The organism is Enterobacter ludwigii (assembly GCA_023023105.1).
GTDB classification, from domain to species: domain Bacteria; phylum Pseudomonadota; class Gammaproteobacteria; order Enterobacterales; family Enterobacteriaceae; genus Enterobacter; species Enterobacter adelaidei.
The window spans coordinates 3,011,282-3,033,440 of the sequence record CP083824.1; the positions used below are offsets into that span (position 1 = coordinate 3,011,282).

Here is a 22,159-nt window from a genome sequence, read left to right on the forward strand (position 1 = left end):
TGCCGGGTGGCGTATCCGCTCCACCCGGCTAAAAAGAGCACCATACTCAGACCATTCCTGACAGTCTTCCATATTTCCTCCATTTTTCCGCTGTGTTACCTGACTAAACTAGTATCATTCCCCGAAGTATTCAGGATGAGAACGTATAACGATGAAAGGCCGTAATAAATCCCGCTGGGCAATCGCCGCTGGCATCATTGTGGTGGTTCTTGCCGCCGCCTGGTACTGGCACAGTCAATCCGCAAACTCCGCAGCACCCGCGGGTGCCACCAGCCAGCCACAGCGCCCGACGGGCGGAGGGCGTCACGGTATGCGCGGCGGTGCGCTGGCACCTGTACAGGCAGCTACGGCAGTGAATAAAGCCGTTCCGCGCTATCTTACAGGTCTTGGGACGATTACCGCCGCCAACACCGTAACAGTACGCAGTCGCGTCGACGGCCAGCTGATGGCCATTCACTTCCAGGAAGGTCAGCAGGTCAAAGCGGGCGATCTGTTGGCGGAAATCGACCCGAGCCAGTTCAAGGTGGCGCTGGCCCAGGCGCAGGGACAGCTCGCAAAGGACAACGCCACGCTCGCCAATGCCCGGCGCGATTTAGCGCGTTACCAGCAGCTGGTCAAAACCAACCTGGTATCGCGGCAGGAGCTGGACACCCAGCAGTCGCTGGTCAGCGAAACGCAGGGCACCACTAAAGCCGATGAAGCTGCCGTCGCCAGTGCACAGCTGCAGCTGGACTGGAGCCGCATCACCGCGCCGATTGACGGGCGCGTGGGCCTGAAGCAGGTCGATATCGGTAACCAAATCTCAAGTGGCGACACCACGGGCATCGTAGTGATCACCCAAACCCACCCGATTGATTTAGTCTTTACCCTGCCGGAAAGCGACATTGCGACCGTGGTGCAGGCGCAAAAAGCCGGTAAAGGCCTGGTGGTGGAAGCCTGGGACCGTACCAACAAGCAGAAACTCAGCGAAGGTTCCCTGCTCAGTCTGGACAACCAGATCGATACCACCACCGGCACCATCAAGCTCAAAGCACGGTTTAATAATCAGGACGACGCCCTCTTCCCGAACCAGTTCGTCAATGCGCGCATGCTGGTTGCGACCGAAGAAAACGCGGTGGTGATCCCATCGGCGGCACTGCAGATGGGTAATGAAGGGAACTTTGTCTGGGTACTGAACAGCGACAATAAAGTCAGTAAACATCTGGTGAAAACCGGGATTCAGGACAGCCAGATGGTGGTCATCAGCGCCGGACTTTCCGCGGGCGACCGCGTGGTCACCGACGGCATTGACCGTCTGACCGAAGGGGCGAAAGTGGAAGTGGTTGAGCCTGCGAAACAAGGGGAGAAAGCCTGATGCAGGTCATGCCTCCAGACTCGACAGGTGGGCCGTCACGCCTGTTCATTTTACGTCCCGTCGCTACCACGCTGCTGATGGTGGCAATTCTGCTGGCCGGGATTATCGGCTATCGCTTTCTGCCCGTTTCGGCGCTCCCGGAAGTGGATTACCCCACCATTCAGGTGGTAACGCTTTATCCTGGCGCCAGCCCGGACGTGGTGACGTCAGCCATTACCGCGCCGCTGGAGCGTCAGTTCGGTCAAATGTCTGGCCTGAAGCAGATGTCCTCCCAGAGTTCCGGTGGCGCATCCGTCGTGACGCTCCAGTTCCAACTGACGCTGTCACTGGATGTCGCCGAGCAGGAGGTACAGGCCGCCATCAACGCGGCCACCAACCTGCTGCCGTCAGACCTGCCTAATCCACCGGTCTACAGCAAAGTGAACCCGGCGGATCCGCCGATCATGACGCTGGCCGTGACCTCCTCCGCCATGCCGATGACGCAGGTGGAAGATATGGTCGAAACCCGCGTGGCGCAGAAGATTTCTCAGGTTTCCGGCGTTGGCCTCGTCACGCTGGCGGGCGGGCAACGCCCGGCGGTACGCGTGAAGCTCAACGCCCAGGCGATTGCCGCTCTGGGGTTGACCAGCGAAACCATTCGCAGCGCCATCAGCAATGCTAACGTCAACTCGGCGAAGGGCTCGCTGGACGGACCAACCCGTGCCGTTACGCTCTCCGCGAACGACCAGATGCAGTCCGCCGATGAATACCGTCAGCTGATTATCGCCTACCAGAACGGTGCGCCGGTGCGTCTGGGTGATGTGGCGACCGTCGAACAAGGAGCGGAAAACAGCTGGCTGGGTGCCTGGGCCAACAAACAGCAGGCGATCGTGATGAACGTCCAGCGTCAGCCGGGCGCAAACATCATTGAAACCGCAGACAGCATTCGCACCATGCTGCCACAGCTGATCGAAAGCCTGCCGAAATCGGTCAGCGTGAAGGTGCTTTCCGACCGTACCACGAATATTCGCGCGTCGGTCACCGACACCCAGTTCGAGCTGATGCTGGCGATTGCGCTGGTGGTGATGATTATCTATCTGTTCCTGCGCAACGTTCCGGCAACCATCATTCCCGCCGTCGCCGTCCCGCTCTCGCTGGTGGGGACGTTTGCGGTGATGGTGTTCCTCGATTTCTCAATCAATAACCTGACGCTGATGGCGCTCACCATCGCCACCGGGTTCGTGGTGGATGATGCCATCGTGGTTATCGAGAACATCTCGCGCTATATCGAGAAAGGGGAAAAACCGCTGGCGGCCGCGCTAAAAGGTGCGGGTGAGATCGGCTTTACCATTATCTCGTTGACCTTCTCGCTGATTGCGGTGCTGATCCCGCTGCTGTTTATGGGCGATATCGTCGGCCGTCTGTTCCGCGAGTTTGCCGTGACCCTTGCGGTCGCCATATTGATTTCTGCGGTCGTCTCGCTGACGCTGACCCCGATGATGTGCGCCCGCATGCTAAGCCATGAGTCCCTGCGCAAGCAAAACCGTTTCTCCCGCGCCTCCGAACGCATGTTTGAACGTATTATCGCGGCGTACGGACGTCTGCTGGCGAAAGTGCTCAACCATCCGTGGGCAACGCTCGGCGTGGCACTCGGTACGCTGGCGCTCAGCGTCTTACTGTGGATCGTGATCCCGAAGGGCTTTTTCCCGGTTCAGGACAACGGCATTATTCAGGGCACGCTTCAGGCACCGCAGTCGGTCTCCTTCGCTAACATGGCCCAGCGGCAGCAGCAGGTATCTGAGATCATCATGAAAGATCCGGCGGTGGAGAGCCTGACCTCCTATGTCGGCGTGGATGGCACCAACCCCTCTCTGAACAGCGCACGTCTGCAGATCAACCTTAAGCCATTGAGTCAGCGCGACGATCGCGTAAACGCGGTGATTGAACGTCTGCAAGAGTCCGTGGCGCGCGTGCCTGGCGTGGAACTGTATCTGCAGCCGATTCAGGATTTGACCATTGATACCCAGGTCAGCCGCACCCAGTACCAGTTCACGCTGCAGGCCACCACGCTTGATGCCCTCAGCACCTGGGTACCGCAGCTGGTGGATAAGCTAAAAACCCTGCCGCAGCTCTCTGACGTCAGCAGCGACTGGCAGGACAAAGGTCTGGCAGCGTATGTGAATGTGAATCGTGACACCGCCAGCCGTCTGGGCATCACGATGGCAGACGTCGATAACGCGCTGTATAACGCCTTTGGGCAGCGACTGATCTCCACGATTTACACTCAGGCGAATCAGTATCGCGTGGTGCTGGAGCACAACACCGAGCACACGCCTGGCCTGGCGGGGCTGGACTCGGTACGCCTGACCAGCAAAGACGGGGGAATTGTGCCATTAAGCGCCATCTCGACCGTGGAAGAGCGCTATACCCCGCTGTCGATTAACCATCTGGACCAGTTCCCGTCCACCACCATTTCTTTCAACGTACCGGATAACTATTCTCTTGGCGAAGCCGTGGAAGCGATTCTGGCCGCAGAGAAAACGCTGAGCTTCCCGTCCGATATTCAGACCCAGTTCCAGGGCAGTACGCTGGCGTTTCAGGCGGCGCTCGGCAACACCATCTGGCTGATTGTCGCGGCGGTGGTCGCAATGTATATCGTGCTCGGCGTGCTGTATGAAAGCTTTATCCATCCGATCACCATCCTCTCTACCCTGCCGACGGCAGGTGTCGGGGCTCTGCTGGCATTGATGCTGGCGGGTAGCGAGCTGGATGTGATTGCGATTATCGGCATCATCCTGCTTATCGGGATCGTGAAGAAAAACGCCATTATGATGATCGACTTTGCTCTTGCTGCCGAGCGCGAGCAGGGGATGAACCCGCGCGATGCGATTTTCCAGGCCTGCCTGCTGCGTTTTCGTCCGATCCTGATGACCACCCTGGCCGCCCTGCTGGGCGCGCTGCCGCTGATGCTCAGTGCCGGCGTCGGCGCGGAGCTGCGTCGTCCTCTGGGGATCGGCATGGTCGGCGGTCTGCTGGTGAGCCAGGTGCTGACCCTCTTCACCACGCCGGTGATCTACCTGCTGTTCGACCGCCTGGCGCTGTGGACCAAAAGCCGCTTCCCGAAACGTGAAGAGGAGGCATAAGTGAAGTTTTTCGCTCTCTTCATTTATCGCCCGGTGGCGACGATTTTAATCTCGCTCGCCATCACCCTTTGCGGCGTACTGGGCTTCCGGCTGCTGCCGGTGGCTCCCCTGCCGCAGGTAGATTTTCCGGTGATCATGGTTAGCGCCTCGCTGCCTGGCGCATCGCCGGAAACGATGGCCTCGTCAGTCGCCACACCGCTGGAACGTTCACTCGGGCGGATTGCCGGAATTAATGAGATGACCTCCAGCAGCTCGCTAGGCAGCACGCGTATCATTCTGGAGTTCAGCTTCGATCGGGATATTAACGGTGCGGCACGCGACGTGCAGGCCGCCATTAACGCCGCGCAAAGCCTGCTCCCGAGCGGAATGCCGAGCCGCCCGACCTACCGCAAGGCAAACCCGTCCGACGCGCCGATCATGATCCTGACGCTGACCTCGGATACCTACTCGCAGGGGCAGCTTTACGACTTTGCGTCTACCCAGCTGGCGCAGACAATCTCACAAATTAACGGCGTCGGTGACGTGAGCGTCGGCGGGAGCTCCCTGCCCGCCGTGCGCGTGGGCTTAAACCCACAGGCGCTGTTCAACCAGGGCGTGTCGCTGGACGACGTGCGCTCCGCCATCAGCACTGCCAACGTCCGTAAACCGCAGGGTGCCGTCGAGAACAACAGCCATCGCTGGCAGATCCAGACGAACGACGAGCTAAAAACTGCCGCCGAATATCAGCCGCTGATCGTCCACTATAACAACGGTGCAGCGGTACGTTTAAGCGACGTGGCCAGCGTCACGGACTCGGTGCAGGACGTGCGTAACGCCGGGATGACCAACGCCAAACCGGCGATTTTGCTGATGATCCGCAAGCTGCCGGAAGCCAACATTATTGAGACGGTGAACAGCATTCGCGCGCGTCTTCCGGTGTTGCAGGAGACGATCCCGGCTGAGATCAATTTGCAGATTGCCCAGGATCGCTCCCCAACCATTCGCGCCTCGCTTGAAGAGGTGGAGCAAACCCTGGTTATCTCCGTCGCGCTGGTGATCCTGGTGGTCTTCCTGTTCCTGCGATCCGGCCGCGCGACGCTGATCCCGGCAGTCGCCGTACCGGTGTCGCTGATTGGTACCTTTGCCGCCATGTATCTGTGTGGCTTTAGCCTCAACAACCTGTCGCTGATGGCCTTGACCATCGCAACGGGATTTGTGGTCGATGACGCCATCGTGGTGCTGGAAAATATATCCCGCCATCTGGAAGCAGGTGTCAAACCGCTACAGGCGGCGCTTCAGGGAACGCGCGAGGTGGGCTTTACGGTGCTCTCCATGAGCCTGTCGCTGGTGGCGGTGTTCCTGCCACTGCTGCTGATGGGCGGGCTGCCGGGCCGGTTACTGCGGGAGTTTGCCGTCACCCTCTCCGTCGCTATCGGTATTTCGCTGATCATCTCCCTTACGCTCACGCCAATGATGTGCGGCTGGATGTTAAAACGCAGCCAACCGCACTCGCAGCCGCGCCGTAAAGGCTTTGGTCGCATCCTGATGGCCATACAGGAGCGCTACGGCAAATCACTGAAATGGGTGCTGAACCATACCCGCCTGGTCGGCCTGGTGCTCATCGGTACCATTGTGCTCAACGTCTGGATGTACATCACCATCCCGAAAACCTTCTTCCCGGAACAGGATACCGGGGTGTTGATGGGCGGTATTCAGGCTGACCAGAGCATTTCGTTCCAGGCGATGCGCGGCAAGCTGCAGGACTTTATGAAGATCATTCGTGAAGACAAAGCCGTGGATAACGTCACCGGCTTTACAGGCGGGTCGCGCGTCAACAGCGGGATGATGTTTATTACTCTGAAACCGCGCGGAGAGCGCAACGAAACCGCCCAGCAGGTGATTGACCGTCTTAGGGTGAAACTCGCCAAAGAGCCCGGTGCCAATCTGTTTTTGATGGCCGTTCAGGATATCCGCGTTGGCGGGCGTCAGGCGAATGCCAGCTATCAGTACACGCTGCTCTCTGATGATTTAGCGGCCCTGCGCGAGTGGGAGCCGAAGATCCGCAAGGCGCTGGCCGCCCTGCCGGAGCTGGCGGACGTGAATTCCGATCAGCAGGACAACGGTGCAGAGATGGCCCTGACCTACGACCGCGAGACCATGTCACGTCTGGGCATTAATGTTGAAGCCGCCAACAGCCTGCTGAACAATGCCTTCGGTCAGCGCGAGATCTCCACCATCTATCAGCCGATGAACCAGTATAAAGTGGTGATGGAAGTTGATCCGCGTTACACCCAGGACATTAGTGCCCTGGATAAAATGTTTGTAATCAATAACGACGGCAAGGCGATACCGCTCTCATACTTTGCCAGCTGGCGGCCTGCCAACGCGCCGCTGTCGGTGAACCATCAGGGGTTGTCGGCAGCATCGACCATCTCCTTTAACCTGCCAGCCGGTTCATCACTTTCCGAGGCCAGTGATGCGATCAACCGCGCGATGACACAGCTTGGCGTGCCGTCTACCGTACGCGGTAGCTTTGCCGGAACGGCGCAGGTATTCCAGGACACAATGAACTCGCAGGTGATTTTGATCCTGGCCGCCATTGCCACGGTCTATATTGTGCTTGGCGTACTGTATGAGAGTTACGTTCATCCGCTGACGATCCTCTCGACGCTGCCGTCGGCAGGTGTCGGGGCATTGCTTGCGCTGGAGTTGTTTGGTGCGCCATTCAGCTTAATCGCCTTAATCGGGATCATGCTATTAATCGGCATTGTGAAGAAAAATGCGATCATGATGGTGGACTTCGCGCTGGATGCTCAGCGTAACGGCAACCTGTCGCCAGAAGAGGCGATATACCAGGCCTGTCTGCTGCGTTTTCGTCCGATCATGATGACCACCCTGGCGGCGCTGTTTGGCGCGCTGCCGCTGGTTATCTCGGGCGGAGACGGCTCAGAGCTGCGCCAGCCGCTGGGGATCACCATTGTCGGCGGTCTGGTCATGAGCCAGCTGCTGACGCTGTACACCACGCCGGTGGTCTATCTGTTCTTTGACCGTCTGCGACTGCGTTTTTCGCGGAAAAACAGAACTACGGTGACCGAATAAATGACCGACCTCCCCGCTAACGTTCGCTGGCAACTATGGATTGTCGCCTTCGGCTTCTTTATGCAGTCGCTGGACACGACCATCGTCAATACCGCCCTCCCCTCGATGGCGAAAAGTCTGGGAGAGAGTCCGCTGCATATGCATATGGTGATTGTCTCCTACGTACTGACGGTTGCGGTGATGCTGCCGGCCAGCGGCTGGCTGGCGGACAAAGTCGGCGTGCGGAATATCTTCTTTACCGCGATCGTCTTGTTTACCACGGGTTCGCTGTTTTGCGCTCAGGCCAACACCCTCGACCAGCTAATCATGGCGCGGGTGTTGCAGGGCGTTGGCGGGGCGATGATGGTCCCCGTCGGAAGGTTAACAGTTATGAAAATTGTTCCACGTGAGCAATACATGGCGGCAATGACCTTTGTGACCCTTCCCGGTCAGGTGGGGCCGCTGCTGGGCCCGGCGCTGGGCGGTATGCTGGTGGAATACGCGTCCTGGCACTGGATATTCTTAATCAACCTTCCTGTTGGCATCATCGGTGCCATTGCCACGCTGATGCTGATGCCTAACTACACCATGCAAACCCGACGCTTTGATTTCTTTGGTTTTATCCTGCTGGCGGGAGGAATGGCAACGCTGACGCTGGCACTCGACGGACAAAAAGGTCTTGGGATTTCGCCCCTGACGCTCGGGCTCCTGATCGCGCTCGGCGTTACCGCCATACTGTGGTACCTGTGGCACGCCAGACGTAACGATAAAGCGCTGTTCAGCCTGAACTTGTTTAAAAACCCGACCTATCGCCTTGGCCTGTTCGGCAGCTTCGCCGGGCGAGTCGGCAGCGGCATGCTGCCGTTTATGACACCCGTTTTCCTGCAAATCGGGATGGGATTTTCGCCGTTCCACGCGGGCCTGATGATGATCCCGATGGTGCTCGGTAGCATGGGAATGAAGCGAATCGTGGTGCAGGTAGTGAACCGCTTTGGCTACCGTCACGTGCTGGTAACCGCCACGCTGGGTCTGGGGCTGGTCAGCCTGCTGTTTATGGCCGTGGCGCTGATGGGCTGGTACTACGTTCTGCCGCTGGTGCTGTTCTGCCAGGGGATCATTAACTCCATGCGCTTCTCGTCGATGAACACGCTGACGCTGAAGGACCTGCCGGACGATCTGGCGAGCAGCGGCAACAGCCTGCTGTCGATGGTTATGCAACTGTCGATGAGCGTGGGCGTCACCGTAGCGGGTTTACTGCTCGGTATGTACGGACAACACCATCTCAGCGTTGATACCCCGGTCGCGCATCAGGTCTTTTTATACACCTATCTCAGCATGGCGGTCATCATCGCCCTGCCCGCTTTCATCTTCGCCAGAGTGCCTGATGATACCAGCCAGAATGTCGTTATCCGGCGCAGTAAAAGGAGTGAATCATGAAATTCTGGCGACCGGGCATTACCGGTAAGCTCTTTGTCGCAATATTTGCCACCTGTATTGTCCTGCTGATCACCATGCACTGGGCCGTGCGGATCAGCTTTGAGCGCGGTTTTATTGATTACATCAAGCATGGCAATGAACAGCGTTTACAGGGCTTAAGCGATGCGCTGAGTGAACAGTACGCCCAGCACGGCAACTGGCGTTTTCTGCGCAACAACGACCGCTTTATTTTCCAGATCTTGCGCTCGCTTGAGCATGACACCGGTGACGATCGCCCTGGGCCTGGCATGCCCCCGCACGGCTGGCGCACGCAGTTCTGGGTGATCGATCAGGATATGCGCCCGCTGGTTGGCCCGCGCGCGCCGATTCCGCCGGACGGCACCCGTCGTGCGATCAAAGTGAATAACGCTACCGTCGGCTGGGTTATCGCCTCGCCGGTGGAGCGCCTGACGCGTAATACCGATATTAACTTTGACCGTCAGCAGCGTCGGACAAGCTGGCTGATTGTCGCCCTCTCCACCCTGCTCGCCGCGCTTGCCACCTTCCCGCTGGCGCGCGGTCTGCTCGCCCCGGTGAAACGGCTGGTGGAGGGCACGCACAAGCTGGCCGCCGGGGATTTCACGACCCGCGTCGATACCCGCAGCCAGGATGAACTGGGTAAGCTGGCTCAGGACTTTAACCAGCTCGCCAGTACCCTGGAGAAAAACCAGCAGATGCGCCGCGATTTTATGGCCGACATTTCGCACGAGCTGCGCACCCCTCTGGCGGTGCTGCGCGGCGAGCTGGAGGCCATTCAGGATGGTGTACGCCAGTTCACGCCTGAATCGGTGGCCTCATTGCAGGCCGAAGTGGGCACGCTCACCAAACTGGTGGATGACCTCCACCAGCTCTCTATGTCCGACGAAGGGGCGCTGGCCTACCAGAAAGCGCCCGTCGACGTGATTAGCGTCCTGGAAGTCACCACCGGTGCTTTCAGGGAACGTTTTGCCAGCCGCAATCTGAAAATTGATCTCTCCTTGCCAGACAGCGCGGTGGTGTTTGGCGACAAAGACCGGCTGATGCAGCTTTTCAACAACCTGCTGGAAAACAGCCTGCGCTACACCGACAGCGGTGGCGGGCTGCATATCTCCGGCAAACAGGAAAACGGGAACTTTGCCCTAACCTTTGCCGATTCCACCCCCGGCGTGCAGGACGCACAGCTGGAAAAACTGTTTGAGCGTTTCTACCGTACCGAAGGCTCGCGCAACCGTGCCAGCGGCGGTTCCGGTCTGGGACTGGCAATTTGCGTTAACATCGTTGAGGCGCATAATGGCACGATCCGCGCCGCCCATTCGCCTTTTGGCGGGGTTAGCATTACAGTAGAGTTACCTCTGGAACGGGATTTATCGAGAGAAGCATGACCGAGTTACCGATTGACGAAAACACGCCGCGCATTTTGATTGTGGAAGATGAGCCGAAACTTGGGCAGTTACTGATCGACTATTTACGCGCGGCAAGCTATGCCCCGTCGCTGATTAATCATGGCGACCAGGTGCTGCCGTACGTGCGCCAGACGCCGCCGGACCTGATCCTGCTGGATCTGATGCTCCCCGGTACCGATGGCCTGACCCTGTGCCGGGAAATTCGTCGCTTCTCCGACGTGCCCATCGTCATGGTCACTGCCAAAATTGAAGAGATTGACCGCCTGCTGGGGCTCGAAATCGGTGCAGATGATTACATCTGTAAACCCTACAGCCCACGTGAAGTCGTCGCCCGCGTGAAAACCATTCTGCGCCGCTGCAAGCCTCATCGTGAACTGCAGGTGCTGGACGCAGAAAGTCCGCTGATTGTGGATGAAAGCCGTTTTCAGGCGAGCTGGCGTAACAAGATGCTGGACCTGACCCCTGCTGAGTTCCGCCTGCTGAAAACCCTCTCCCACGAGCCGGGGAAAGTCTTCTCCCGCGAACAGTTGCTGAACCGCCTGTATGACGATTACCGGGTGGTGACCGACCGCACCATCGACAGCCATATCAAGAACCTGCGCCGTAAGCTGGAAGCGCTGGATGCCGAGCAGTCGTTTATTCGCGCGGTGTATGGCGTGGGGTATAGATGGGAAGCGGATGCATGCAGGATTGCGTGACATTTTCGCTATCAAACCCGCCACCGGCGGGTTTTTCATTTCTGGAATCCACACGATAATCAACCATACTCTCTTTACCGATGCGTTTATTTATCATCGGCACTGATAAATTCACTTTCGATCAAGGAGTTCTTATGTCTGGTTGGTTCGAATTAAGCAAAAGCAGTGATGGTCAGTTCAGGTTTGTTCTTAAAGCAGGGAACGCAGAAACCATTCTTACCAGTGAGCTGTACACCACCAAAAGTGCCGCTGAGAACGGTATTGCCTCCGTGCGCTCAAACAGCCCGCTGGAGGAACGTTATGAGAAGAAAACAGCCTCTAACGGCAAATTTTATTTCAACCTCAAAGCGGGCAATCATCAGGTAATTGGCACCAGCCAGATGTACGCATCTGAGCAATCGCGGGATAAGGGCATTGCATCAGTGAAAACTAATGGTCCGAGCCAGACCGTAAAAGACAACGCCTGACACAGTTTATACTCGCCGGGTTAGTGGCGTAACGCCCCGGCGCTTTACCTCCCCGTCCCGCAGCGCTACAATGCCCGCCCTTAAAGTGGGGGATCTCCCCTTACCGCTGCACCGGGTGTACGCGGATCTGACCTGTCATCAGAACGAGAACAAACATGTTTAAACCGGAACTCCTTTCCCCGGCGGGAACGCTGCAAAATATGCGTTACGCTTTCGCTTATGGTGCCGATGCTGTCTACGCGGGCCAGCCTCGCTACTCGCTGCGCGTGCGCAACAACGAATTCAACCACGAAAACCTCCAGCTTGGCATCAACGAAGCGCATGCTCTGGGTAAAAAATTCTACGTGGTGGTGAACATCGCGCCGCACAACGCCAAGCTGAAAACGTTCATCCGTGACCTGAAGCCGGTGGTGGATATGGGGCCGGACGCGCTGATCATGTCGGACCCGGGTTTAATCATGCTGGTTCGGGAGCACTTCCCGGAGATGGATATTCACCTCTCCGTACAGGCTAACGCCGTTAACTGGGCGACGGTGAAGTTCTGGAAACAGATGGGACTGACCCGCGTTATTCTGTCCCGCGAGCTTTCGCTGGAAGAGATCGAAGAGATCCGCACCCAGGTGCCGGATATGGAAATCGAAATCTTCGTTCACGGCGCGCTGTGCATGGCCTACTCCGGCCGCTGCCTGCTCTCCGGTTATATCAACAAGCGCGACCCGAACCAGGGCACCTGCACCAACGCCTGCCGCTGGGAGTATAACGTCCAGGAAGGTAAAGAAGATGACATCGGCAACATCGTTCATAAGCATGAGCCGATTCCGGTGACCAACGTTGAGCCTACGCTGGGCATCGGCGCGCCAACCGACAGCGTGTTTATGATTGAAGAAGCCAAACGTCCGGGCGAGTACATGACCGCTTTTGAAGACGAGCACGGCACTTACATCATGAACTCAAAAGATCTGCGCGCCATCGCCCACGTCGAGCGTCTGACCCAGATGGGCGTGCACTCACTGAAAATTGAGGGCCGCACCAAATCCTATTACTACTGCGCGCGTACCGCCCAGGTCTACCGCAAGGCCATCGACGATGCAGCAGCCGGTAAACCGTTCGATACCAGCCTGCTGGAAACCCTGGAAGGCTTGGCGCATCGCGGCTATACCGAAGGCTTCCTGCGCCGTCACACCCACGACGACTACCAGAACTACGAGCACGGCTACTCCGTTTCCGAGCGCCAGCAGTTTGTCGGTGACTTCACCGGCGAGCGCAAAGGCGCGCTGGCGGCTGTGGCGGTGAAAAACAAGTTCACCAAAGGCGACAGCCTGGAGCTGATGACCCCGCAGGGCAACATGAACTTCACGCTGGAACACCTGGAAAACGGTAAAGGCGAAGCGATTGAAGTTGCACCGGGTGACGGTCATACCGTCTGGTTGCCGGTTCCGGAAGAGGTGGAGCTGAAGTTCGCACTGCTGATGCGTAATTTCGATGGCGAAAGCACCCGAAACCCACACAGCAAATAGTTAATCAGGGGAATTTTTTCACGCTGGGATAATTCTTAGAATCGGATCACATACCGCTTCGTTCAATACGGGTATTATCCTCAGCGCTGAAAAACATAACCCATAAATGCTAGCTGTACCAGGAACCACCTCCTTAGCCTGCGTAATCTCCCTTACGCGGGCTTATTTTTTTGTAAAATTCAGTCCACTTATTAAGATTTAAACTGCAAAGACCCACCGTATGAAGAGTGTAGAGTCGGGGCTGCGTCTGCGGGAACACCTTTTGTGAAAATCAGGGGGATATGACATACATCGCACTTTTTGTTGGATCTGGCAGAAAGGCATGCTATTCGGAGAATTCCTAACCCCCAACCATGACATGCCCTTTACTCTTGATTTCTTAGCACTATACGATTTCACATGGATGGAGAGACAACATGGCATTTCCTGGTCAGATTTCAAAGGATATTCCGGATTACGAACTCGCACGCAGTCTTGGTCTTGCCTCCGGTGGCGATATAAATTTCACCGCCCTTGCCAGTCAGTTGGACTGCAGCCGAAACTTTAGTCAGGTTGGGATCATCTATTCAGACGGTGCGCGCCAGTGGCTGGTAAGACCCTCAAGACGGATTGCAACACCAAACGAAAGCTCGGTAAGTCATGTAGTCATAACTAAAGTGAATGCCTCTTCGAATAATCCCATCCAGGCTACGACGACTACGATTCAGTCACCTTCATTAGCGACCGAGATCGGTTCTACGGCGATTTCTTGCGGAGCCGCAATTCTTACTGTCGTCCTCGCCGCAGGTGCAGGTATGGCCATTCCTCTCACCGCAGGCTCCTCCGGCGCTGTTGCCGCTGTGATTGTCGCCGGTGGTGTGGCAACAGGAATTCAGTGTGCAAACGGGCTTGGCCGATTGTCACTTATTGCCATGAATCATAATGACTATATAGCGTGGATGGATTCCCAGGAGTGGTATACCGCAACCAATACCGCTCTCGATGCAATTTCACTTGCCGGGGCTGCCGCGGGTCTAAAAAGCGCTGTATTAACCTACCGTCTTCTCAATCGCTCGACATCTGAAAGTTTACTCTCTTTGCGGCTTTGTTGAATAAATAAGATTTCGTGCGAACGACCCTGTAGCTGGCTGGATTTTCAGGCAATACGCACGCTTTCTGGCATCCCAGCCTTTGTCATCCTGTTCAACGCACGCACCATGGCCATAGCTTCCGCTACCTGACCATCGTAGTCACGCAGCGTCAGTGAATCTCCCAACAACTGCTTCATTCTGTACATTGCCGTTTCCGCTATCGAGCGACGGTTATATTCCGTTGTCCATTTCCACCGTGCATTGCTTCCGCTCAGCCGCTGATTAGCAACGGCACGGTTGCGGTCTGCGTACTCACCGGGCCAGTAACCTGCTCCTTTTCGGGGAGGAATAAGCGCGCTGATTTTTTTGCGGCGCAGTTCATCGTGACAGAGCCGGGTATCGTAAGCCCCGTCTGCCGCGGCTGCCCTGATTTTTCTGTGAGTCTGCCGGATAAGGCCCGGGAAGGCTTCTGAGTCCGTGACGTTATTCAGCGACAGGTCTGCACAGACAACTTCATGTGTGTTGCTGTCAACAGCAAGATGCAACTTTCGCCAGATACGACGGCGCTCTTTGCCGTGCTTTCTGACTTTCCATTCGCCTTCACCAAAGACCTTCAGCCCGGTGGAATCAATCACCAGGTGTGCGATTTCACCCCGGGTGGACGTTTTGAAACTGACATTAACCGACTTTGCCCGCTTACTGACACTGGTGTAATCCGGGCAGCGCAACGGAACGTTCATCAGGGCAAAAATGGAATCAATAAAACCCTGCGCAGCCCGCAGGGTCAGCCGGAATACGCGTTTAATCACCAGAACGGTGGTGATGGCGAGATCAGAATAGCGCTGGGGCCTTCCTCGTGATGAAGGCGTTGCCGACTCATACCAGGCCTGAATCGCCTCATCATCCAGCCAGAAAGTGAGGGAGCCACGGTTGATGAGAGCTTTGTTGTAGGTGGACCAGTTGGTGATTCTGAACTTTTGCTTTGCCACGGAATGGTCTGTGTTGTCGGGAGGATGCGTGATCTGATCCTTCAACTCAGCAAAAGTTCGATTTATTCAACAAAGCCGTAGTTAATAGCAACTCATTACGTTGAACATCAACCTAAGAATCAACTTAATGTGGATAACTAACACAAAAAACCAAATAATACACGGCATGCAGGGTTTTACACCAGTATGAATAGTGAGCGATTTAATTATTGGTTACCTACTGAAATATATAGAAATACTTATTTCATTTAGAACCGGGGTAATGACTCCAACTTACTGATAGTGTTTTATGTTCAGATAATGCCCGATGACCTTGTCATGCAGCTCCACCGATTTTGAGAACGACAGTGACTTCCGTCCCAGCCTTGCCAGATGTTGTCTCAGATTCAGGTTATGCCGCTCAATTCGCTGAGTGTAACGCTTGCTGATTACGTGCAGCTTTCCCTTCAGGCGGGATTCATACAGCGGCCAGCCATCCGTCATCCATACCACGACCTCAAAGGCCGACAGCAGGCTCAGAAGACGCTCCAGTGTGGCCAGAGTGCGTTCACCGAAGACGTGCGCCACAACCGTCCTCCGTATCCTGTCATACGCGTAAAACAGCCAGCGCTGACGTGATTTAGCACCGACGTAGCCCCACTGTTCGTCCATTTCAGCGCAGACAATCACATCACTGCCCGGCTGTATGCGCGAGGTTACCGACTGCGGCCTGAGTTTTTTAAGTGACGTAAAATCGTGTTGAGGCCAACGCCCATAATGCGGGCGGTTGCCCGGCATCCAACACCATTCATGGCCATATCAATGATTTTCTGGTGCGTACCGGGTTGAGAAGCGGTGTAAGTGAACTGCAGTTGCCATGTTTTACGGCAGTGAGAGCAGAGATAGCGCTGATGTCCGGCAGTACTTTTACCGTTACGCACCACGCCTTCAGTAGCTGAGCAGGAGGGACAACTGATGGAGATGGAAGCCACGGGAGCACCTCAAAAACACCATCGTACACTAAATCAGTAAGTTGGCACCATTACCCAAAACCGGATAGCCGAACAGCGGTAGGCAATTTGGCTATCGCGTTTGAGCATTATAACGAGCACCACCCGCACAGCGCCTTGGGATACCGTTCACCCCGGGAATTTCTGCGCAGTCGGGTATCACAATCCTAAGCGGGAAAAAGTGTCTGGACCTATGGGGTCAAATCCAGTAGATTTTAAGTTTAAGCTTTGGGAAATCAACAAGACGGCATAGCGAATGATCCCCTCTGGCAAACCAAGCCGACTGTCGCCGAGGCTAATCCCTCTTGTGGTTTTTTTGAGCGGCCTGTGCTCCACCGTAGTGCTTTACCAACTCATCGTCGAGTGGCACTGTTGCAAATAGTCGGTGGTGATAAACTTATCATCCCCTTTTGCTGATGGAGCTGCACATGAACCCATTCAAAGGCCGGCATTTTCAGCGTGACATCATTCTGTGGGCCGTACGCTGGTACTGCAAATACGGCATCAGTTACCGTGAGCTGCAGGAGATGCTGGCTGAACGCGGAGTGAATGTCGATCACTCCACGATTTACCGCTGGGTTCAGCGTTATGCGCCTGAAATGGAAAAACGGCTGCGCTGGTACTGGCGTAACCCTTCCGATCTTTGCCCGTGGCACATGGATGAAACCTACGTGAAGGTCAATGGCCGCTGGGCGTATCTGTACCGGGCCGTCGACAGCCGGGGCCGCACTGTCGATTTTTATCTCTCCTCCCGTCGTAACAGCAAAGCTGCATACCGGTTTCTGGGTAAAATCCTCAACAACGTGAAGAAGTGGCAGATCCCGCGATTCATCAACACGGATAAAGCGCCCGCCTATGGTCGCGCGCTTGCTCTGCTCAAACGCGAAGGCCGGTGCCCGTCTGACGTTGAACACCGACAGATTAAGTACCGGAACAACGTGATTGAATGCGATCATGGCAAACTGAAACGGATAATCGGCGCCACGCTGGGATTTAAATCCATGAAGACGGCTTACGCCACCATCAAAGGTATTGAGGTGATGCGTGCACTACGCAAAGGCCAGGCCTCAGCATTTTATTATGGAGATCCCCTGGGCGAAATGCGCCTGGTAAGCAGAGTTTTTGAAATGTAAGGCCTTTGAATAAGACAAAAGGCTGCCTCATCGCTAACTTTGCAACAGTGCCTGGAAAGGTTACATTTCTAAAAATTATAACGCTGACCTGGGGACCGGGAATATGTATTCATTTATCGCACGCCAGCCTATTTTTGACACAAAAATGCAGACCGTCGCTTATGAGCTGCTTTTCAGGGACGGAATGAACAATGCCTTTCCCGATGTTTCACCAGAATACGCCACGTCCAGAATGATTTCTGACCAGTTTTTATGCATCCCTGTTCCCCGTATAGCCAACAATCACAGTTCTTTTATTAATGTGCCGCACCAGATGATCATTAACGGACTGGGCAATACGCTGCCGAATGAAAAAGTGGTCATCGAAATTCTGGAAAATGCAGTCCCGGATGATGCGCTTTTCTGTGCCGTAAAGGATATGCACGACAGGGGTTACCAGCTTGCGCTCGATGATTTCACGATGGATGATGAATGGGACCGCTTTATGCAGTATATTTCTGTCATCAAATTTGATGTCAGAGACAATGACTATGAAGATATCCGGCAATATATCCACAGAAAAAGTCAGCTTCTGCAGGGCATAAAATTCCTTGCTGAAAAAGTGGAAACAAGGGACGAGTTTGAGCTTTACAGCCGGGCGGGTTTCGCGCTTTTCCAGGGATTTTTCTTCAGTCGCCCGGAAATCCTCAGAAATAAATGCCTTTCCCAGAACCCCCTGCCACTCTCCAGGCTGATGATGGAGGTGAACAGGGAAAACCTGGACTTTGCCGCGGTCGAACGTCTGCTTAAAACCGATCTGACGCTGTCATATAAAATCATGCGCTACGTCAGAAACATGCTGTTTAAATCACATGGCATAATTCAGGCGGACAATCTTACCCTGAAAGAAATGCTGATGTATCTGGGGGGCAATGAACTCCGGCGGTTTGTTGCGGTGGCCGCCCTTTCAAATATGGGGCGTTCCGGCATCAGTGAACTTTATCATCTGAGCATGGTTCGCGGAAAATTCTGCGAATTAATTGCCGGAAAAATAAATAATGTTTCATTATCCTATAACGCATTTATATGCGGTCTGTTTTCATTGCTGGATGTCATTCTTGAACTCCCCATGGACGATTTAATTAAACAGATTTCAATCCCGCAAAACGTAACTGCCGCGCTTTGTGAACATAAAGGTGAACTTTTTGACATACTGACCCTGTCGTTATGTTATGAGAAACTTAACTGGGAGGAAACCGCGAAAATATGTAATACCCTCAATATCAGCGAGTTCACTGTTATAGAAACCATGCAGGCCGCAACAAAATGGGCGGACGAGCTCGCCGTCTGTTAAGGATATTTATCACAAGACAGGTAATGACTCCAACTTATTGATAGTGTTTTATGTTCAGATAATGCCCGATGACTTTGTCATGCAGCTCCACCGATTTTGAGAACGACAGCGACTTCCGTCCCAGCCGTGCCAGGTGCTGCCTCAGATTCAGGTTATGCCGCTCAATTCGCTGCGTATATCGCTTGCTGATTACGTGCAGCTTTCCCTTCAGGCGGGATTCATACAGCGGCCAGCCATCCGTCATCCATATCACCACGTCAAAGGGTGACAGCAGGCTCATAAGACGCCCCAGCGTCGCCATAGTGCGTTCACCGAATACGTGCGCAACAACCGTCTTCCGGAGCCTGTCATACGCGTAAAACAGCCAGCGCTGGCGCGATTTAGCCCCGACGTATCCCCACTGTTCGTCCATTTCCGCGCAGACGATGACGTCACTGCCCGGCTGTATGCGCGAGGTTACCAACTGCGGCCTGAGTTTTTTAAATGGCGGAAAATCGTGTTGAGGCCAACGCCCATAATGCGGGCGGTTGCCCGGCATCCAACGCCATTCATGGCCATATCAATGATTTTCTGGTGCGTACCGGGTTGAGAAGCGGTGTAAGTGAACTGCAGTTGCCATGTTTTACGGCAGTGAGAGCAGAGATAGCGCTGATGTCCGGCAGTGCTTTTGCCGTTACGCACCACCCCGTCAGTAGCTGAACAGGAGGGACAGCTGATAGAAACAGAAGCCACTGGAGCACCTCAAAAACACCATCATACACTAAATCAGTAAGTTGGCAGCATCACCGACAAAAGGCTGCCTCATCGCTAACTTTGCAACAGTGCCCTTATTCGCACCTTCCTTAGCAAAACAGAAAGCTGGCACTAAATAAAAATCCGTTTCTGCCGATACTGCCTCTGCGGGCTGTGCCTATTTCAGGCCAATGGACTCTCACCCGTTAAGAGATGGGGAAAATGAACTGGCAGCGCTTCAACAAAGTAAGTAGTTTTTCAGGAGAAACCAGTGGCATAGTAAAGAAAAATTTTATTATTACCGCGGCGTTGCTGAGCAGTCTCTTTCTGGCGGCAATAGTGAATCTTTTATATATCGCGGATAATCTTAATAATAAAGCAGACGCGCGCAGCAGTTTACTTTTGCAAAAAGCCCTCACTAACCGGCAGGAAAAGATACGCACAAATTTAATGGATAATGCCGACTGGGGCGAAGCGTATAATAATTTGCACAAGCAGGTGAATGTTAAATGGGCATGGGACAGCCAGAACCTTGGTGAATCGCTTTACACGAATTACCAGTATGAAGGCGTATTTGTTTTGTCTCCCGCCGGGGAGACGCGTTATAGCGTCATTGAAGGAAATCTTGTCAGCCAGCCTTTCGAGAAATGGCTTAACCGGAACATCACCAAAGAACTTTTTAACGACCTCTCACAAAGCCAGGGTAAAGCCGTCTCACGCCTTATGATGACCAACGGGCAACTCACCTTACTGGCGGCGGCCCGGATCACGTCGGGAGACGATGAAAGCATCACGCCGGTGGCGGAAGATGCCTCGGTACTGATTTTCGCCGACGTGTTAACGCCCGTTAAACTGGAGAAAATGGGCAACGAATACGGCATTCATAATGCGCATACGTTCGGCAGAATGGAGCCACACCTGAAAGCCGACTACCGGGAAGCTCAGCTTATTTTACCCATTGATAATGGCGATGTTCTGATTGAGTGGCTAAGCGACGATCCGGGCAGAGCGCTGATGAACCGGGAGCTGCCGTTAATCATCATTCTGATGTTATCGACCATTGCATTTACCTGGTTGATGCGGCGTGGTGCGTTAATCAAAGCGCAAATTAATGACGAAAATGTTTTCCTGCTTGAGCAAAGCCGACAAGCGCTTACGGCAAGTGAACGACGCTTTCGCGACGTCATTGAAGCCACCACCGACTGGATTTGGGAAGCGGACAGCGAGGCACGGCTAACGTGGTTATCCGACCGTTTTTCCGGCGTTACCGGTCATCATTCTGACGACTGGCTTGGGCGGAACATGTTGGATTTCATCCACAGCGACAAAATCCTTTTTCATCACTGGCTGCTGAATCCGCAGACGAGCAGTAATTACACGCTCAAAAAGGCCCGCTATTTCTCAGCTCAGGGCCATCAGCGTTACTGCAATGTGGTGGCGAAGCGCGCCATTATGGATGATGGTTCTATGGGCTTTCGCGGTACGATGACCGATGTCACTCTGGAAGTGGAGGCGCAGGAGCGTGCCGAGTATTTATCGCGGCATGATGAATTAACCGGCCTACCAAACCGGGTCAGAATGAAAGAGTTTCTGGAAAGTGAGCTGCGTTCTTTACCCGATCCGGATCATCCCCTGGCCATGATCAGCCTCGACCTGGATAAATTCAAACCGGTAAATGATTTATTCGGCCACAATGCGGGCGATGCGTTACTCAATGAAGTCGCCAGCCGGTTGCGGTCCTGTACCCGTAAAATCGATCTGGTTGCCCGGCAGGGCGGAGATGAGTTTATCCTTATTCTGCCGGATATTTATGTGCGTAAAGACATAGAGACGCTCTGCCAGCGCATTGCCAGTGAAATAAGCCGGCCTTTTATCGTTAACGGCAATGAAGTGTATATCAGCGTGAGTATGGGGATTGCACTGGCGCCTCAGGATGCAATGAACGCCAGCGATCTGATTCGGTTATCCGATATCGCATTGTATAAAGCGAAAAATACCGGTCGCAATAACTGGGTGTTTTACGAACCCAACATGGGCGAGTACTTAATTCAGCGCCGGGAAATGGAAAAAGAGTTTCGTGAAGCGTTATGCACAGACCAGTTTCAGCTGGTTTATCAGCCCCGTTACGACATTAAAACCTCGCGTATCGCTGCTGTCGAAGCACTGGTTCGCTGGCAGCATCCGCGTCTCGGTTTACTGATGCCGGATCAGTTCATCCCGCTTGCGGAAGAGACGGGCCTGATCGTTGCCATGAGTGATGTGGTGCTGGAGAAAGCCTGTAAAGATATGGTGCATCTCTCGCCCGATTTGGTTATTTCGGTCAATATTTCGGCGGTGGAGTTTAATACCCGTGGCCTGGCGAAACGGGTAAAGGCTGCGCTGCAAAAATCGGGGCTTAAACCGTCCCGGCTGGAGTTAGAAATTACCGAAAACGTGACGATTTCCAATCCGGATATCACGCTGGAAACCATGAAGCAGCTGAAGGATATCGGCGTACGCTTTTTGATTGATGACTTTGGAACCGGCTACTCGGCATTAAGCTATCTGAAACGCTTCCCGTTCGACGGAATAAAGCTGGATAAATCTTTTGTGTTCGCCATGGAGGAATCGGAAAACGCCAAAATCATCGTTGAGAATATTATCGGCCTTGGCAAAGCCTATTCGCTGGCTGTCACCGCTGAAGGCGTGGAAACGGCGGAGCAGTTGAAAAGGCTTAAACATTATCACTGTGACGAGGCGCAAGGGTATTTCATCGGGAAGCCTGTCGCGCTTGATGTGTTAAATTTAGAGGCACTGTTGCAAAGTTAGCGATGAGGCAGCCTTTTGTCTTATTCAAAGGC

15 protein-coding genes and 1 pseudogene are annotated in these 22,159 nt (G+C 54.6%); 13 read left to right on the forward strand and 3 right to left on the reverse strand.

Annotated features, from left to right (window positions below; all coding sequences use genetic code 11):
* Window positions 1-151: 151 nt before the first annotated feature.
* The 9 genes from LCD46_14630 to LCD46_14670 all read left to right on the forward strand — a co-directional run bounded on the left by LCD46_14630 (window position 152) and on the right by LCD46_14670 (window position 14,164).
* Window positions 152-1,354 (forward strand): MdtA/MuxA family multidrug efflux RND transporter periplasmic adaptor subunit, encoded by a 1,203-nt coding sequence (locus LCD46_14630; protein ID UOY69314.1) that lies wholly within the window; start codon window positions 152-154, stop codon window positions 1,352-1,354.
* Entirely contained in the window at window positions 1,354-4,476 is a 3,123-nt protein-coding gene (locus tag LCD46_14635; protein UOY69315.1) for an MdtB/MuxB family multidrug efflux RND transporter permease subunit, read from the forward strand. Before LCD46_14630 ends, LCD46_14635 begins: the two co-directional genes overlap by 1 nt.
* Window positions 4,477-7,554 (forward strand): multidrug efflux RND transporter permease subunit MdtC, encoded by a 3,078-nt coding sequence (gene mdtC / locus LCD46_14640; protein UOY69316.1) that lies wholly within the window; start codon window positions 4,477-4,479, stop codon window positions 7,552-7,554.
* Window positions 7,555-8,970 carry an MFS transporter gene (locus LCD46_14645; GenBank protein ID UOY69317.1) on the forward strand — a complete coding sequence of 472 codons (1,416 nt, stop codon included), beginning with the start codon at window positions 7,555-7,557 and terminating at the stop codon, window positions 8,968-8,970. It begins immediately after the preceding gene.
* Window positions 8,967-10,370, forward strand: a complete 1,404-nt coding sequence (gene baeS, locus LCD46_14650) for a two-component system sensor histidine kinase BaeS (protein UOY69318.1) — start codon at window positions 8,967-8,969, stop codon at window positions 10,368-10,370. Before LCD46_14645 ends, baeS begins: the two co-directional genes overlap by 4 nt.
* Complete coding sequence (gene baeR, locus LCD46_14655; GenBank protein ID UOY69319.1) at window positions 10,367-11,089, forward strand: two-component system response regulator BaeR; 723 nt, start codon at window positions 10,367-10,369, stop codon at window positions 11,087-11,089. Before baeS ends, baeR begins: the two co-directional genes overlap by 4 nt.
* A gap of 134 nt (window positions 11,090-11,223) precedes the next feature.
* Window positions 11,224-11,556: a YegP family protein gene (locus LCD46_14660; GenBank protein UOY69320.1), complete on the forward strand. Its 333-nt coding sequence runs from the start codon at window positions 11,224-11,226 to the stop codon at window positions 11,554-11,556.
* Between the two features lie 155 nt (window positions 11,557-11,711).
* The gene (gene yegQ, locus LCD46_14665) at window positions 11,712-13,073 is read left to right on the forward strand and encodes a tRNA 5-hydroxyuridine modification protein YegQ (GenBank protein UOY69321.1); all 1,362 of its coding nucleotides are present in this window, start codon (window positions 11,712-11,714) and stop codon (window positions 13,071-13,073) included.
* 416 nt (window positions 13,074-13,489) lie between these two features.
* Window positions 13,490-14,164, forward strand: coding sequence for a hypothetical protein (locus tag LCD46_14670; protein UOY69322.1), 675 nt, complete (start codon window positions 13,490-13,492; stop codon window positions 14,162-14,164).
* Between the two features lie 44 nt (window positions 14,165-14,208).
* Here LCD46_14670 and LCD46_14675 read toward each other — a convergent pair whose 3' ends face one another.
* Complete coding sequence (locus tag LCD46_14675) at window positions 14,209-15,177, reverse strand: IS5 family transposase (protein ID UOY69323.1); 969 nt, start codon at window positions 15,175-15,177, stop codon at window positions 14,209-14,211.
* A gap of 228 nt (window positions 15,178-15,405) precedes the next feature.
* A protein-coding gene (locus LCD46_14680) for an IS1 family transposase (protein ID UOY69324.1) occupies window positions 15,406-16,103 on the reverse strand; the annotation gives its coding sequence in 2 pieces (ribosomal slippage) (window positions 15,406-15,854 and window positions 15,854-16,103; 699 coding nt in all).
* Window positions 16,104-16,157: 54 nt separating this feature from the next.
* Here LCD46_14680 and LCD46_14685 point away from each other — a divergent pair.
* From LCD46_14685 to LCD46_14695, 3 genes and pseudogenes are all read left to right on the forward strand, one after another.
* A pseudogene (locus LCD46_14685) lies at window positions 16,158-16,333 on the forward strand (integrase core domain-containing protein).
* Between the two features lie 216 nt (window positions 16,334-16,549).
* Window positions 16,550-17,254, forward strand: a complete 705-nt coding sequence (locus LCD46_14690; GenBank protein ID UOY69325.1) for an IS6-like element IS26 family transposase — start codon at window positions 16,550-16,552, stop codon at window positions 17,252-17,254.
* 103 nt (window positions 17,255-17,357) lie between these two features.
* Window positions 17,358-18,587, forward strand: coding sequence for an EAL domain-containing protein (locus LCD46_14695; protein ID UOY69326.1), 1,230 nt, complete (start codon window positions 17,358-17,360; stop codon window positions 18,585-18,587).
* A 34-nt stretch (window positions 18,588-18,621) separates the two neighbouring features.
* Here LCD46_14695 and LCD46_14700 read toward each other — a convergent pair.
* Window positions 18,622-19,319 (reverse strand): IS1 family transposase gene (locus LCD46_14700; protein ID UOY69327.1). Its coding sequence is split into 2 segments (ribosomal slippage): window positions 18,622-19,070 and window positions 19,070-19,319, totalling 699 coding nucleotides; the frame shifts between segments, so codons are not numbered across the junction.
* Between the two features lie 222 nt (window positions 19,320-19,541).
* Here LCD46_14700 and LCD46_14705 point away from each other — a divergent pair.
* Window positions 19,542-22,127, forward strand: a complete 2,586-nt coding sequence (locus LCD46_14705; GenBank protein UOY69328.1) for an EAL domain-containing protein — start codon at window positions 19,542-19,544, stop codon at window positions 22,125-22,127.
* Window positions 22,128-22,159 lie beyond the last annotated feature (32 nt).